We start from the raw sequence: 15,694 nt of genomic DNA, 5'->3' as shown, positions 1-15,694 counted from the left end.
TGTAAAAGTCTACATAAACCTATTATTTTGATGAGATTTTGAAGTAAATGTGTTGAATAAGCAAATTAACCGTTACTTTTGAAGGCATTATTGGGCAGTTGAAATCAATTACGCAAAAATGGTACTCTTTTTTCGAGGCAATACAAACAACGTATTCGCAGTATACGCCGAACAGGCGCTTCCAAAAGAAAATTTAGAAAAACTTTCTTGGTTATTCGGCAACGCAACGTTGTGCGAAGAAAATTCTTTAGACGGCTGGTTTACAGGACCCCGTAAAGAAATGTTGACTCCTTGGAGTACAAATGCAGTAGAGATCACACAAAACATGGGAATAGAAGGATTAATCCGCATCGAAGAATTTCTTCATGTGGAATCTGAAAAATCTGCTGATTTTGATCCTATGTTACAAGCATTGTATGAAGGACTAGATAGTTCTATCTACACAATTGATGTTGAACCAGAACCTATCCGACATATTGAAGATATTAAATCTTACAATAAAGAGGAGGGATTAGCACTAAGTGACGACGAAGTAAGCTACTTACAAGAAGTAAGTGGAAAACTTAAGCGTCCTTTAACTGATTCTGAGGTGTATGGGTTTGCTCAAGTAAACTCTGAGCATTGTAGACACAAAATTTTTAATGGAATATTTGTGATTGATGGTGAAGAAAAGCCAACATCACTTTTCCAATTAATTAAAAAGACTTCGAAAGAAGCACCTGATAACATAGTATCAGCGTATTCTGATAACGTAGCCTTTATAAAAGGACCTGTTTCAGAACAATTTGCTCCTGTAACGCAAGATAAACCCGACTTCTTTGAAACAAAGGATTTCGAATCGGTTATCTCTTTAAAAGCAGAAACACATAACTTTCCAACAACTGTAGAGCCATTTAATGGTGCTGCTACTGGATCTGGTGGTGAAATCAGAGATAGAGTTGCAGGTGGTAAGGGTTCTATGCCTTTAGCAGGTACAGCTGTTTACATGACGTCTTACTCTCGTTTAGAAGAGAACAAACGTCAATGGGAACAAGGAATGGAAGAAAGACCATGGTTGTATCAAACACCTATGGAAATTCTTATAAAAGCATCAAACGGAGCATCTGATTTTGGTAACAAATTTGGAATGCCTTTAATTACAGGTTCAGTACTTACTTTTGAACATGAAGAAGCCGACAAAAAGCACGGTTTTGATAAAGTAATTATGATGGCCGGTGGTATTGGGTATGCTAAGAACAGAGATGCCTTAAAAGATACTCCAGAGAAAGGTGATAAAGTTGTTGTAATGGGTGGTGACAACTACCGTATTGGTATGGGCGGTGGCGCCGTATCTTCTGTTGCAACAGGTGAATTCTCTAACTCTATTGAGCTTAATGCAATTCAACGTTCGAATCCGGAAATGCAAAAGCGTGTGTACAATGCAGTACGTGCTATGGCAGAAGCTGATGAAAACCCTATCGTATTAATTCATGATCACGGTGCTGGTGGACATCTAAATTGTTTATCTGAGTTAGTTGAAGAAACAGGTGCTAGAATTGATGTTGATAAATTACCTGTAGGTGATCCGACATTATCTGGAAAAGAAATAGTTGGTAACGAATCTCAAGAAAGAATGGGATTAGTTATTAATGAAAAAGATATTGAAACTTTACATCGTGTATCAGATCGTGAGCGTGCACCATTCTACGTAGTAGGTGAGACAACTGGTGATATGCAATTCACTTTTAAAGATTCTAAAACAGGAGAAGCTCCAATAGATATGCCTTTAGAGTATATGTTTGGTAAAGCTCCTAAAACAATCATGAAAGATACTAGTATTGCACCTAACTTCTCTGAAATAGAAGTAGAGGCTACAAAAGTACATGAGTATCTAAATGATGTTTTACAACTTGAGTCTGTTGCATCAAAAGATTGGTTAACAAATAAAGTAGACCGTTCTGTAACAGGTAGAGTAGCAAAACAACAAACTGCTGGTTCATTACAGTTGCCTTTAAATAATGTGTCTGTTATGGCATGTGATTTTAGAGGAAAATCTGGTATTGCAACTACAATAGGGCATGCTCCTGTAGCAGCAATGATAGACCCTGCAGCGGGTTCTAAAATTGCTATTGCAGAATCTTTAACTAACCTTGTTTGGGCACCGCTTGCTCATGGTTTAACAAGTATATCACTTTCAGCTAACTGGATGTGGCCTTGTAAAAACGAAGGTGAAGATGCTCGTTTATACAAAGCTGTAGAAGCTTGTTCAGAATTTGCGATTGAGTTGGGAGTTAATATTCCTACAGGGAAGGATTCACTTTCTATGACTCAAAAGTATGGTGATGAAAAAGTGTATTCTCCTGGTACAGTAATTATATCTACTGTTGGTGAAGTTGACGATCTTAAGAAAGTAGTTGAACCTGTAGCAAAAGTTGGTAAGAAATTAATCTATATCGATTTAGCTCAAGGTGGTTATGAATTAGGTGGTTCTACACTTGCTCAGGTATTAAATAAAGTAGGTACTAAGGTATCTTCTGTTCAAGATGCAAAATACTTCTCTACTGCTTTCGAAACAATTCAAGCATTAATTAAAGAAGGACAAATTGTATCGGGTCATGATGTTTCTGCTGGTGGTTTAATAACTGCGATCTTAGAAATGACTTTCCCAGAACAAAATATAGCATACAATGTAGATTTATCAGATTTAAATTCTGATAGTCTTACAAATGTATTGTTCTCAGAAACTGCATCAGTAATATTCCAAGTAGAAGACGAAGCTGTAGCAACTAAAACTTTAGATGCTGCTAATGTTAAGTATTCTGTAATTGGTGAAGCAGTAGAAGGTGCAAATACAACAGTTGCATTCAATGGTACTAACTTATCATTTGATGTTGCAGCTTTACGTGATGTATGGTATAAGACTTCTTATTTATTAGATAGACAACAAAGTGGAAGTGATTTAGCTAAGGAACGTTATGATTCTTACAAAAATGCACCGCTTCACTATACATTCCCTAAAGGGTTTGAAGGTAAGTTAGCTAATTATAAGATAGATGCTGATAGAAAAGAACGTACAGGTGTTAAAGCAGCAATTATTCGTGAGAAAGGTGTAAATGGCGATCGTGAGATGGCTTATTCAATGCACTTAGCTGGTTTTGATGTAAAAGATGTTCACATGACAGATTTAATTGCTGGTCGTGAAGATCTTTCAGACGTTAATCTTATTGTTTTTGTTGGTGGTTTCTCAAATTCAGATGTTTTAGGTTCAGCTAAGGGCTGGGCAGGGGCATTCCTTTACAATGAGAAAGCAAAACAAGCTTTAGATAACTTCTATGCTAGAGAAGATACATTGAGTTTAGGTGTATGTAACGGTTGTCAATTAATGATTGAACTAGGTTTAGTGACTAAAGGTCATGATCAAAAACCTAAGATGTTACATAACGAATCTCATAAATTTGAATCTGGTTTCGTGAATATGGAAATTCCACAAAACGAAACAGTGATGTTAAGTTCTTTATCAAATACTCGTTTAGGTGTGTGGATTGCACATGGTGAAGGTAAATTTGATCTTCCTTACGGAGAAGAAAAATATAACATTGTTGGTAAGTATGGATATGAATCTTATCCTGCAAACCCGAACGGTTCAGCTTATAATACTTCAGCTTTAGCTTCTGATGATGGTAGACATTTAGTTATGATGCCTCACTTAGAACGTGCTATTTTCCCTTGGAACTGGGCGCATTACCCAGAAGATAGAAAAGGCACTGATGAAGTATCTCCTTGGATTGAAGCTTTTGTTAATGCTAAAAATTGGGTTGCTAAAAAAGTAAGTCAGATAGAAGCTTAATATTGATCTAAATATAAAAAACCTCTTGATGATTATCATTAAGAGGTTTTTTTTTGTTCCTTCTTTTTTACAGACTTCTTGCCTTGGTCTTTTTGTTTATAGATTAGAAAATAAAACATCATGATTAATATTAGTATTTCTCCCATGCCTTTAAATTTTGTGTTCTATTTTCTTTTTTAACCAAGGCCTAATCTCAAATATGTAAAGTGCTACTAATGTAATTATTAACTCATCCACTTTTTTATGTTAGAATTTAAACCATATGTAGTTTTGTAACGAATATTTATTTCATAAAGTTTTACTGTATTGTTCGATAAACGTTAATTAGTTTAATCAACTGATATAATAAGAGGTACAACTATTTAATAAATTGAAAAACTATATTGTTTATTTATATTCATTCTAAAAAAAATGTTAAATACATTTGTGCATATCAAAATTAAAAAAAAATAATATGTTGTTCATACACAAAAATATAGATACACCACAATTAATTCTTAGCGTAAGCAGAGAAGGTGTAACTCTTATGAGAGTGTTTGGATAGATTATATATTTATATAGTGAAAGGTCCGGATACTCAATGTATTCGGACCTTTTTTTTGTTTCACATTTTAAACTTTAAAAGCAATGTCTTTTATCAAAAAACAAGAGGCCTCAATAGGCTATCGCAGTTTATGGAATCAATTTTTAGCTCGTCCAAAGTTTCAGAAGAAACGAGTTCAATTTAATACTTAGAAAAAAATCAAAATGAAAAATTTATTTAAACTATCTTGTATAGTAGTCCTCAGTTTGTTGGGAAGCTATTTCTACATGAGTGAACATTTTGTTGCACTTATGCAAACCGCATTATACCTATTAGGAACAGTACTAATAGTAGTTTTACCTTTTATCTTATTCGACAAAAAGTCTTTAGATAAACCAAAGGAAAACAAAACAATAGAGAGAGAAAAAACACATGAAGAATTTGTGAAAACACTCCAAACAACTCTATTAGAAAAAGGTGATAAGGAATCTATCTACATGTCAATCTACAAAGTAGATAATTCACCTTAATTTAGATTTAGCTTGAGGCAGTTTATTTACTGCCTCTTTTTTTTTGTTTCAATTTTGGAATAAAAAAATTTATTACTATATTTGTTTAAACAAATAATGTATAGACAAATAAATACATGAAAAACGATAAAATATATTCAATTCAACAAATAGGAGCACAGTGGCCAACTTTAGATCCTTTTTTATTTACTGCACATCATAAAGAAGTTTACCCAAAGGGAAATGAGGATATGACAATCAGTGAATCTTTAACAGGTAGAAATATTGGTTCAGATTTTTCATCAAAAGACGGATGGAGCATGTATCATGGCCGAAAAATACCAGGTTTTCCGTACCACCCTCATAGAGGTTTTGAAACTGTAACCATTGTTGAAGAAGGGTTAGCAGACCATTCTGATTCTTTAGGATCTGCAGGTAGATTTGGGGAAGGAGATGTGCAATGGATGACAGCAGGTGCCGGAGTTCAACATTCAGAAATGTTCCCATTATTAAATACAAAAGAAAAAAACCCAGTCGAATTATTTCAAATTTGGTTAAACCTTCCTAAAAAGGATAAAATGGTAGAACCAAGTTATAAGATGTTATGGCATGAAGATATACCTCTTGTAAACGAGAAAGATGTTAACGGTAACGCTATAGAAATTAAAGTAATTGCAGGGACATATAAAAATACAAATCCATTAGCATCTACACCAAACTCTTGGGCTGCAGATAAAAATCATAATGTAGGAATATGGAGAGTTCATTTAGACGCAAATGCAGAATGGTCGCTTCCTGCAACTGCTAAAACATCTAATAGAGCAATATATTTTTATAAAGGTGATAGCATTTCTGTAGATTCAACAACTATAGAAGAAAATGTCATGTTTCATGTTAATCCAGAGGCTGAATTAAAAATAAAGGCAGGGGACTCAGATACTTATATTTTGGTACTACAAGGAGACCCAATTGGTGAATCTGTTGCTAAACACGGACCTTTTGTTATGAATACAAGAGCAGAATTACAACAGGCATTTAATGATTTTCAAAATACTCAATTTGGTGGTTGGCCATGGGATAAACAAGAAATGGTACATGCTAAGAATAAAGGAAGGTTTGCATTACATGCAGATGGTAAATTAGAAGAAAAGTAAAAATTTATGCCCATTTGGAAAGTATTTCAAATGGGCTTTTTGATTATTCTGTATCAAAATTATTTAAATAATCAGAAGGAATAATTTTTAAGTTCTTTCTGATATACTCTCTATAACTTACCAAATCAGGAAATTTTGAGAAGAACATTATTTTATCTTCTTTAATAGAATTTGATTTATTGATCGTATCAAGTACAAAAAATGTCCAAGCTTCAGCAATGTCTTCTTCAGGTGTTTCAGCAGCATAATCAGTTACAAATTGATCAATATTTAACAAATAGAAATCATATAGTTTCTTTAATTTCCTTCTCTCATTTCTTATTTTATCAATTTCATCCCAACGGAATAGAAGGTCATCTTTCCAGAAATTTTTAATATATTGATCTAGGTAACTACCTTTTTTAGCATACCCTTCAGATGTTAAATAACCTTTCTCATTATCTTGGTATTGATCATCTGTTGGCTCAATTTGACTTGCATTTAGTGTTAGCACATGCCCAAATTCATGGATTAAAGTATGCTGATAATCAATAATAACTTTTTCATCATGTGATGAAAGATCGGTATCTTTCACATCTAACTCAATTTGCCATTCTGAGTTATTCTCATTTAAACTATTCATTCCGCCAAGATCTTCTTGAATTCCATCTGTATAAAGTCTAAATGATGTGATATATTGTTTTATTGGCTCATGGGGTAGAGTATTTGTAATAAAAGACCAATACTCTATACCAATAACATCAGATTCATTATTATTTAGAATTATTTCTCCATTTTTGATGGCCCATAACCCGATTTCTGTTCCAACTTTTTCTTGACCTACTACTGTGAAAGAGAAAGTAATAAAGTAGAGTAATGAGTAGATTCTTATCATAATTATTAAGAGAGATTTAAATTTATATCAGCAATAGAAATTACAAAATTGATAGGTCACAAAAAAGAGGTGAACTGATTATCTATCAATCCACCTCTTAATTTCAAAAAACTATATATTAATGAAGACTACATCCACATTTAGGAATTGTAAAACCATTTGTTTGTTCATGCCATTCAAATGATTCATTATAACCATCTTCTTCCCAATAGAATTTTTTGCGTTTTTCTCCATCAATCTGATCCATATTTTCAGCATCGTAGAGAACTCCGTTAATCATTACTTTTTCTATTGATTCACTGTTATAAATATCTTCTAAAGGATTTTTCTCAAGAATAATTAGATCGGCTAATTTACCTTTTTCTAGAGAACCAATGTCATCATCTAAGCCAAGATAATGGGCTCCATTATAAGTTGCAGATCGGATGGCCTCCATAGGTGACATTCCGCCTTGTGCTAACATCCATAATTCCCAATGTGCTCCAATTCCTTGTATCTGACCATGAGCACCTAGATTCACTTTTACTCCTTTATCAGACAACATTTTTGCAGATTTAGAAGTGGCAATATGTCCAATTTCATATTCCTTTTCAGGAACCATAGTTCTATGTCTAGAACGACTATCAATAATTGCTCTAGGTGTAAACTTTAAAAGACGTTCTTTTTCCCAAACATTTGTATGTTGGTACCAATAGTATTCCCCATTAATGCCACCGTAGTTTACAATTAATGTAGGAGTGTAGCCAACTTCTGTTTTAGCCCAAAGGTTTTGGACATCATTAAAAACAGGAGTAACAGGAATGTTATGCTCAATACCTGTATGTCCATCAACAATCATAGACATGTTATGGTAGAATGTTGAACCACCCTCAGGAACAACCATTATTTCTTCTTCTTCTGCAGCTTTTATAACTTGCTGACGTTGTTCTCTTCTTGGTTGATTATAACTTTTAACCGAGATAGCTCCCCAAGCTTTTGTTCTTCTTATGGCAGATCTTGCGTCTTCCAGACTATTAATATTAGCTTTAAAATCACCATCAGCACCATAAAGAATTACTCCTGTAGAATAAATACGAGGGCCAACCATTGCTCCAGTTCTAACCATTTCAGACTGGTTAAATACCATTTCTGAATTAGCAGAAGGATCATGAGTAGTGGTTACACCATACGCAAGATTGGTATAATATGGCCAATTTTGTTGAGCACTAAGCCCTAATCTAAATGCACCCAAATGCGCGTGTGCATCTACAATACCAGGCATAATAGTTTTATTTTCACAATCAATTACCTTAGCATTAGATGGTATTTTGATATCACTTCCAATAGCTTGAATTCTATTTTCTTTAATAATTATAGTACCATTTTCAATCACCTTATTTTGATTATCTACTGTAATAATTCTAGCATTTGTTAAAGCATACACAGTAGTTGGTTTTGCCGAAGCAAGCTCTAAATTAATTTCCACACCTTCTGACTTCATCTCAGGTAATTCTTTTGGAGCACCCTCTACAAAAGAGAAAACATCTTTTAAGTCAGTAGAAAAATATTCATTTCCTAAAGACCAATGCAACTGAGTATTATCATTAGACCAATGGATATTATAACCTGCATCTTTGGCAACTTGGGCAACAGGTATTGCTTTAGTAGAAGAGGACAGATCAATAGGTTTTCCAGTCTTTGGCATAGGAGCAATATAAACTTTAAATAACTCTGTAAATGCAATCCATTTGTTATCAGGTGAAGGCACAAATTGGTTTGTGTATTTTGTTGTGAAATGTACTTTTACATCTTCTCCATTTAAATTTACACTCTTGAATGCTTTTTTAAGACTCCCGAAGAAGAATCCACCTGTTTGATAAAAAACACGATCGCCTTTTGCATTAAATTTAGGGAAATCACCACTTTCAATCACTCTCTTTAATGTAGTTAAGTCTGAAATTGCAACTGTGTAAATTCCAGGATTTTTTGTAAATGCATAACCTTGTTGATTATTACCAGTTTCTTTTACAAAAACTAAAGTTTTATTATCTGATGAAAATTGTGGTCTTCTATATATTCCTTTTGGTAGAGCTAGGGTAGAAGTTGAATTATCTTTTAGATTAATGACATGAATTTTTCCTTTTTCTTGATCTGACCATGACGTATAAACCAATTTATTACCATCTAAAGAAATACTAGGTTCATATTCAAAAGCAAGATTTTGATTGGTTAGTCTCTTTGGTTTTCCATTAGGTAATTTTTTGCTGTACAAATAACCAGCAGCATGAAAATAAATTGTTTTTCCATCTTTAGAGGTTACAACATTTCTAATTGCCTTTGCTGTAAATTTATCTGGTGCAACTTCATGTTTAAATCGAAGTGATTTAGAGACTTCTTGATCAACATCTACAGAAAAAGGAATAATTTCTCCTTTGCCAGTAGTTGAGTTAACTTTCCATATTTTACCACCTTTACCCCAAATAATAATATGTTTATCATCTGGTGTCCATGCATATTTTGTAGCAGGTCCAAAAATAGCCCAAGCTTCTTGTTGATCTTTTTCTAGTTGATCAAATAGAGGAGTTTGTGTATTATTTTCAAAATCGTGTATATACAAAACAGATTTTGTTCTTACTCTTCTAATAAATGATAGCTTTTTACCATCATTAGAGGGTTTCGGACCAATTGCTCCTCCAGGACCACTAACAACAGTTTTAGTTTCTCCAGTTTGTCTATCGTAAGATTTAATTACATAAATCTGGTTATTAGGATCTTTGTTGTATTGGAAAAACCCACCAGGGTATACATCTTCAGAAAAATAGATATATTTACCATCTTTTGATACACTAGGTTCATTAATATCTTGTTGCTCATTTTTTCTTTTAACGAGCTCAATGCCATCACCTCCAGAAATATGATACATCCATAAAGCACCTGCTCCTAAAGACCTTGTAAAAGTATAGTGCTTTCTTGCAACTAAATACTGGCTGTCTTCTGTCCAAGTAGGATTATTTAATAATCTAAATTTCTCACTTGTTACTTGTTTAGGATCAGATCCATCTGTTTTCATAAACCAGATATTATCTCCGCCACCAGCGTCAGAAGTAAAGGCTATATATTTTCCGTTTGGAGAATATTTTGGTTGAACTTCCCAAGCTAAACCACCTTTAAGTAGCGTTGCTTTTCCACCAGTTATTGGCATAACATATATGTCACCTAATAAATCAAATACTATTGATTTACCGTCTGGGCTAACATCTAAATTTAGCCATGTACCTTCATCTGTAGTGAAATTAATTTTGGAAGTCTCTCTTTGTGGCTTATTTACATTCCACTTTTCCGCTTTTTCTTGAGCGAAAGTTGTTGTGATACAAGAGAGTAATAAAAACTTAATTGATAAGTGTAGGTTACGCTTATTAATCATTTACTTTGAGTTAAAACTTAGTACTTATTGAATTGTATTGCAATGTGTTAATTACTTAAGGAGTATCAAATTTTTAAAGTAATGAAAATGTTTTTTTAACAAGTATTAGGGTGTGCTTAAAGTATCATTTTTGATCATATCAAATATGATAGAACTATTGGCATACTATATGAAAATAAAAAGTCGATAATCACTATAATTATCGACCTCTTAATATTGTATTTTTATTTCATGATGATCTCATCAGTTTTTTGCTGTTCTTTATTAGGAGGGCTCTCATTAAAGATTTTATTCAATTTTCCATTTACCCAATATCCTTTTGTAATACCAGAACTTGTTGATAATACACCTTTGCCATTTTGTAAATCTTTTCGGAATTCTCCTTTATAAACATCACCATTTGCGAGAATCAAAACACCATAACCTTTCTTCTTTCCTTTCTTAAAAGATCCAGTATACTGTCTTTTATCATTATAAGTATAGATGCCATTTCCATGAGGTCTAGAATCAAAAAATTCTCCAATATAATGATCTCCATTTTTGTATGAGAAATCACCTTTACCCTGAATTATATCATCAACAAAATTACCTTCGTACCTATTGCCATCAGACCAAAGGAAAATACCATGGCCATTAAATTTATTATCCTTAAAGTGTCCTTTATAAACAGAGCCATCAGCCCATTTTAAAGTGCCTTCTCCTTCAAAATTACCATTTGAAAATTCACCCGAATATTCATTTCCATTAAAAGAAAATACACCTGTTCCATTAGGATAGCCTTTGACCCATTCTCCTTTATAAGAATCTTGGTTCTTATAGATCATTTTGCCTTTTCCATTTTCACAATCACCTTCAACACAAGTTTGAGCTGTTGTTATGAAAGAAAAAAGTATTAATGATATAAGAATATAAGTTTGTTTAAACATACTGTAGATTTTACCTTGATACTACAAATATGACATATAAAATCAATCAATAGGTCAACCTGTTAAGTATTATTAGTTCTTATTAAAGTTCTATTTATATCAGATAATCAGTTATTTATTGAAATAATAATACAAACTGTAGCACTCCTGCACATCCACCAAGAATAGCACCTACAATAATTAGAATCCATTCATCTTCTTTAAAAGCAGGTCTTAGTAGTCCTTCAAAATCATCATAAGGTAAGTTTTCGATTTTCTTTTGAATGTTATTTTTTAAATCAAAGACTTGATCAGCATACGGGAAAGCGTCTCTTAAACAAATATGAAACTCTGCCATAAAAGTGAAGTGAGCAATATTTTTCACAATCTGTAAATGTTTTTGAGCGAAATCTTCGTCTACAAATTTTTGAATAACATCTTTAATGTCGTCATAAGTATCATCTACTAATTCACTTATTCTAATATTAAAAATTTGAGATAATTTCTTCTTACCTGTATTTTGGAGTGTATATCTAAAAATACGTTCTGTAGTTAAAACTTCTTGAGTAATAATTTTTGAATAAACTTCTGCAACAGTAATTTGTCTTTGCAAAAATAAACCTTGAAACCTCATTCCTAAGAAATAAATAGGTTCTTTAGGTTCAAAAATTAATTTTAAAGCCAACCAATTTGTAGCATACCCTACAATTATTCCGAATAGAGGTAATAACCACCAAGGGTTGTAAAAATAAGCAATCACCATTTGAACTAGGCCAAATAAGAAACCAAAATACAAACCAGAAATCTCTATAAATTTAAATTCTTTTTCACCACACTTCATAAAGATCTCATTCAAAAGTCCAGGCTTTTCAAGAACAGTATCTAATGTTAGTTTTTTAAGGTCTAACATTTCTCGAATGTTACTACCAATGTCGTAAAGTATCTTTTCAGTTACTCCTGGAATTTTTTGTTCTATAGTTTCATAAATGGATACCTTAACAGAAGTAGGAGAGTTTTCCCACAGATAAGGTATTTCTGATTGCATAATTAGATCGACTGTTTTTCTCGTCACTTTAGACAATGATTCTTCCATTTCATGAGAAACAATATCGGGATCTAGTAATGCGAATTGATCCTCTATTTTTAAAAGTTTTGCAGTAAGAAGATCAACTGATTTAGAAGCAATTTTTGTTGATTTAGCAGGAATAATTCCTTGCCATCCAAATGGTCTTATTCCAAAAAAATGAATAGGATAGAACATCATTTTGATTGCTGCAAAGTTTGTAAACCATCCTACAAAACCACTTATTAGAGGTATTGAAATATATAAGAAAAAGTCATTAATAGTAAAAGTCGAATCCATAGAGCTAAGTTACTAGTTGTTTCTAACTCAAAACAAAAAAAACTCCAACTATATTTATAATTGGAGTTTTTTGAATCAATACTTCGGTAAAATAATATATTTTTCAAGCAGCAATTTGACCTAATTTTCGAATCATCTCAAATTGCTGTTTATTTTTTTCAACATCTACATCAATTCGAAATACACTAAAAATCTTTTTTAGTATTAACTCATTGAAATAGAGTGTTTTTATGTTAGCCATTGAAAAGGGGCCTCTTTCCTTTTTTTCTTGATTGATCCAATGAAAAGCCTTAGCAATTGAGACAGAAGTAAGTGCCATATTAGTATGAAAATGAATTTTATTTTTACTTATTCCTTGACAACCTGTAAGACTTGTATGCTGTTTTGCATCTCGAAAAAGAAATTCTATGTGAAAACGTAATCTGTAATAATTGAAAATTTGGAAGGCCTCTTGATTTAGATCTGTTGAAAAGAATATTTTTTGCTTGAGCTTTTGATTTTTAAATTGAACAAGTGCAATCATTACTTCTCTTTTTAAAGCAACGCTATAAATTTTTGCAGAGTACAAATAATATAAGTCTGTATCATCTTCTAACTGAAAAATATCGAGATCAATATTTTTCCAGTCTACTTTTCCGTTGAATTTTTTAGGTCTACCGCGTTTTCCTGTTTTTGGTCCTTCAAATAAATACCTTGCATTCATATCACCTCTAAATCGACTAAGTACAGTAAAGCCAGCCTCATCTAATGGTCGAACAAACTTTTCTTTTGCAAAATAAGCATCAGCTACAACATACTTAGAATGCGTCAATAATTGCTCTTTATGTGTAAGCAAAGTGGATGCATAATGGTCAACTAAACTCATGCCTTTCTCCTTTAATTCTGTAATTGAAGGCGTTTGGATTGCATCATAATGAAAGGCATTACGACTTTCTACATCAACAATTCCAATACCTGATAAATCCAATCCTTTTTGAGCTTTACCAGCACATCCGGACCAATATTTCCCTAAACCATAGGTTTTCTTACCACTTTTACTGAGGTAAACAGGATCGAAAGCTATTATTTTTTCATCACCACAATGTTCATTGATCAAATGATGATTAAATTCTGAAAAAGAAAAACCTGATTCGAAATTATTTCGGTAAGTTTTTTCACTATATGAACCATACCTTGATAACTGAAGAAAATTAATTTTCCCCTTGATACTCAAGAAGAGTATAAAACATTCTGTTAAAAAGTTGACTTTACTTTTTCTTAAGTCAGACATTTTTGATAATATTGGTCCTATGAAAGCTCTGCTTTCCATAATTAGCTGTTTTTTGTTGGTAGGACTTCAAAATTACAGCTTTTTATGTTTTATAGGGATTTTGAAAAAATTACCGAAGTATTGTTGAATACTACTTTATCATTTATGCTGATACCTTTCCACTGATTAATAGATATAATTCTACTAAAGCTATAAAAATAAATATTGCAGCAAGTATCCGTTCTTTAAAGGATAACACAAAAGTGTCTTTTTTATGCATTTGATAATAAAAACCAAAACCTATTGCATAAAAAATAGAAGACATTAAGATATAGTTTAAACCTGCAGCATACATTAACCAAGCACAATATATTGACGAGAATAAACCAATTAAAAATGCTTTTCTTCTTTTTTTAATGTCTTGCTTATAAATATTTCTGTTGTAAGCCTCTTTTACCAAAAACAGAGAACTTAAAAAGTAAGTAGGTAAAATCATTACCCCAGCTATATTAATAGCAGCCAAATATACATGCTGTGCAAAAACGACACACAACAATGTTATTTGAATCACTATACTTGATATAATTAATGAGTTTTTTGGTGCACCATGCTTGTTGTCTAAATCAAAAAACTTTGGCATAACACCGTTTTTTGCTGCTTGAGAGGGTACTTCAGCAACTAAAATAGTCCATGCTATCCAAGCTCCTAAAATTGAAATGATCACGCATATATTTACAAAAAGAACACCCCAATTACCAACTGCACTAGCAATAACTCCACCAGTAGATGGTGTTAATAATTGAGCAAGCTCTGTTTGTTTCATCAATCCAAATGATAAAACAGATATTAGGACATATATAATTAAAGCTGCGAAAAAACCAATAGCTGTAGCTTTAGACACATCTGCTCTTTTTTTAGCCTTTGTAGAAATAACTACAGCACCTTCAATACCAATAAAACACCATAATGTTACCATCATAGTACTTTTTATCTGACTACCTAATCCACCTAAGTTTAAGTTAGTACCCCAAATGTCAAAACTAAGATTATCTATTTGAGTGTAGATAAGCATTAAGCCTATAATTGCAATTAAACCAATGAACTTAGCAATTGTAGAAACGGTATTGAGAAATGCAGTGTTACTGGTTCCATACATAGAGAGATAATTCATTAGCCATATAAATACAGAACCTACAATTATCATTTCCTTACCGTGTTCGAGTAAAATAGGGAAGAAGGAACCAAATGCATCATTAAGCATAACAGCAAAAGCTACATTACCGAATGCAGCACAAAGCCAATAACCCCAAGCAGCATTAAAGCCAACATATTTCCCAAACCCTTCTTCAGCATAAGCATATATATCAGATTTAATATCCTGCCTTTGATCAGATAGAATTGCAAAAGAGCGTATCAAAAACCAAATACCGATTCCAGAAATTATCCATGATATAATAACAGCTCCTAATGCTGCTCCATGTGCTATATTCTGAGGAATATTAAATACCCCACTACCAACCATAGAACCAAAAACAATTGCTATTAGTCCAATAAGTCCAACTTTATTATCTTTATTTTTCATTATTTTATATACAGACAAACTACTATCATATACAATAGTACTTGTTTAATTACTTTTTAATTGAAAACTTAAATCTTATTAATAGAATAGAAGTATATGTTGGTTAATGAAAATCAAGCATAGTTTCCATAAAGTTTTCAAATAAGAATAATCTTAATTAACGACTAATTTTCTGTCATTTTTAAAAGTTGTTGATTAATCCTAAAATCGTACAACAATCTCGAAATTTCACAATATGTTTTTGATGCTCATTAAATTTAAATATATTTAAATATTAGTGAGTAATTATTCAATCACTTAATATGT

9 protein-coding genes are annotated in these 15,694 nt (G+C 32.2%); 3 read left to right on the top strand and 6 right to left on the bottom strand.

What is annotated here, in order from left to right; all coding sequences use genetic code 11:
• Positions 1 to 118: 118 nt before the first annotated feature.
• From purL to EI427_RS07510, 3 genes are all read left to right on the top strand, one after another.
• Positions 119 to 3,826: a phosphoribosylformylglycinamidine synthase gene (gene purL / locus EI427_RS07520; protein WP_126613281.1), complete on the top strand. Its 3,708-nt coding sequence runs from the start codon at positions 119 to 121 to the stop codon at positions 3,824 to 3,826.
• Positions 3,827 to 4,573: 747 nt separating this feature from the next.
• Entirely contained in the window at positions 4,574 to 4,879 is a 306-nt protein-coding gene (locus tag EI427_RS07515; RefSeq protein WP_126613279.1) for a hypothetical protein, read from the top strand.
• Between the two features lie 116 nt (positions 4,880 to 4,995).
• On the top strand, positions 4,996 to 6,012 hold the full coding sequence (locus tag EI427_RS07510; protein ID WP_126613277.1) for a pirin family protein: 1,017 nt from the start codon (positions 4,996 to 4,998) through the stop codon (positions 6,010 to 6,012).
• A 43-nt stretch (positions 6,013 to 6,055) separates the two neighbouring features.
• Here EI427_RS07510 and EI427_RS07505 read toward each other — a convergent pair whose 3' ends face one another.
• The 6 genes from EI427_RS07505 to EI427_RS07480 all read right to left on the bottom strand — a co-directional run bounded on the left by EI427_RS07505 (position 6,056) and on the right by EI427_RS07480 (position 15,388).
• Positions 6,056 to 6,886, bottom strand: coding sequence for a putative zinc-binding metallopeptidase (locus tag EI427_RS07505; RefSeq protein WP_126613275.1), 831 nt, complete (start codon positions 6,884 to 6,886; stop codon positions 6,056 to 6,058).
• Positions 6,887 to 7,004: 118 nt separating this feature from the next.
• Positions 7,005 to 10,289 (bottom strand): amidohydrolase family protein, encoded by a 3,285-nt coding sequence (locus EI427_RS07500; RefSeq protein ID WP_126613272.1) that lies wholly within the window; start codon positions 10,287 to 10,289, stop codon positions 7,005 to 7,007.
• Positions 10,290 to 10,513: 224 nt separating this feature from the next.
• A complete protein-coding gene (locus EI427_RS07495; RefSeq protein WP_126613270.1) occupies positions 10,514 to 11,215 on the bottom strand; it encodes an MORN repeat-containing protein in 702 nt (233 codons plus the stop codon).
• Positions 11,216 to 11,330: 115 nt separating this feature from the next.
• The gene (locus tag EI427_RS07490) at positions 11,331 to 12,557 is read right to left on the bottom strand and encodes a DUF445 domain-containing protein (protein WP_126613268.1); all 1,227 of its coding nucleotides are present in this window, start codon (positions 12,555 to 12,557) and stop codon (positions 11,331 to 11,333) included.
• 103 nt (positions 12,558 to 12,660) lie between these two features.
• A complete protein-coding gene (locus tag EI427_RS07485) occupies positions 12,661 to 13,866 on the bottom strand; it encodes a transposase (protein ID WP_126613266.1) in 1,206 nt (401 codons plus the stop codon).
• 103 nt (positions 13,867 to 13,969) lie between these two features.
• A complete protein-coding gene (locus EI427_RS07480; protein WP_205727912.1) occupies positions 13,970 to 15,388 on the bottom strand; it encodes a basic amino acid/polyamine antiporter in 1,419 nt (472 codons plus the stop codon).
• Positions 15,389 to 15,694: the final 306 nt, after the last annotated feature.

The sequence above is a fragment of the Flammeovirga pectinis genome, assembly GCF_003970675.1.
Classification (GTDB): domain Bacteria; phylum Bacteroidota; class Bacteroidia; order Cytophagales; family Flammeovirgaceae; genus Flammeovirga; species Flammeovirga pectinis.
Note: the sequence above shows the minus strand (reverse complement) of the source record. Positions and strands in the feature narration are given on the sequence as shown.

Coding starts and splice junctions, on each gene's coding strand:
- EI427_RS07485 (WP_126613266.1), bottom strand. CDS start 13,866: ATGGAAAGCAGAGCTTTCATAGGACCAATATTATCAAAAATGTCTGAC.
- EI427_RS07480 (WP_205727912.1), bottom strand. CDS start 15,388: ATGAAAAATAAAGATAATAAAGTTGGACTTATTGGACTAATAGCAATT.
- EI427_RS07505 (WP_126613275.1), bottom strand. CDS start 6,886: ATGATAAGAATCTACTCATTACTCTACTTTATTACTTTCTCTTTCACA.
- EI427_RS07490 (WP_126613268.1), bottom strand. CDS start 12,557: ATGGATTCGACTTTTACTATTAATGACTTTTTCTTATATATTTCAATA.
- EI427_RS07495 (WP_126613270.1), bottom strand. CDS start 11,215: ATGTTTAAACAAACTTATATTCTTATATCATTAATACTTTTTTCTTTC.
- EI427_RS07515 (WP_126613279.1), top strand. CDS start 4,574: ATGAAAAATTTATTTAAACTATCTTGTATAGTAGTCCTCAGTTTGTTG.
- purL (WP_126613281.1), top strand. CDS start 119: ATGGTACTCTTTTTTCGAGGCAATACAAACAACGTATTCGCAGTATAC.
- EI427_RS07510 (WP_126613277.1), top strand. CDS start 4,996: ATGAAAAACGATAAAATATATTCAATTCAACAAATAGGAGCACAGTGG.
- EI427_RS07500 (WP_126613272.1), bottom strand. CDS start 10,289: ATGATTAATAAGCGTAACCTACACTTATCAATTAAGTTTTTATTACTC.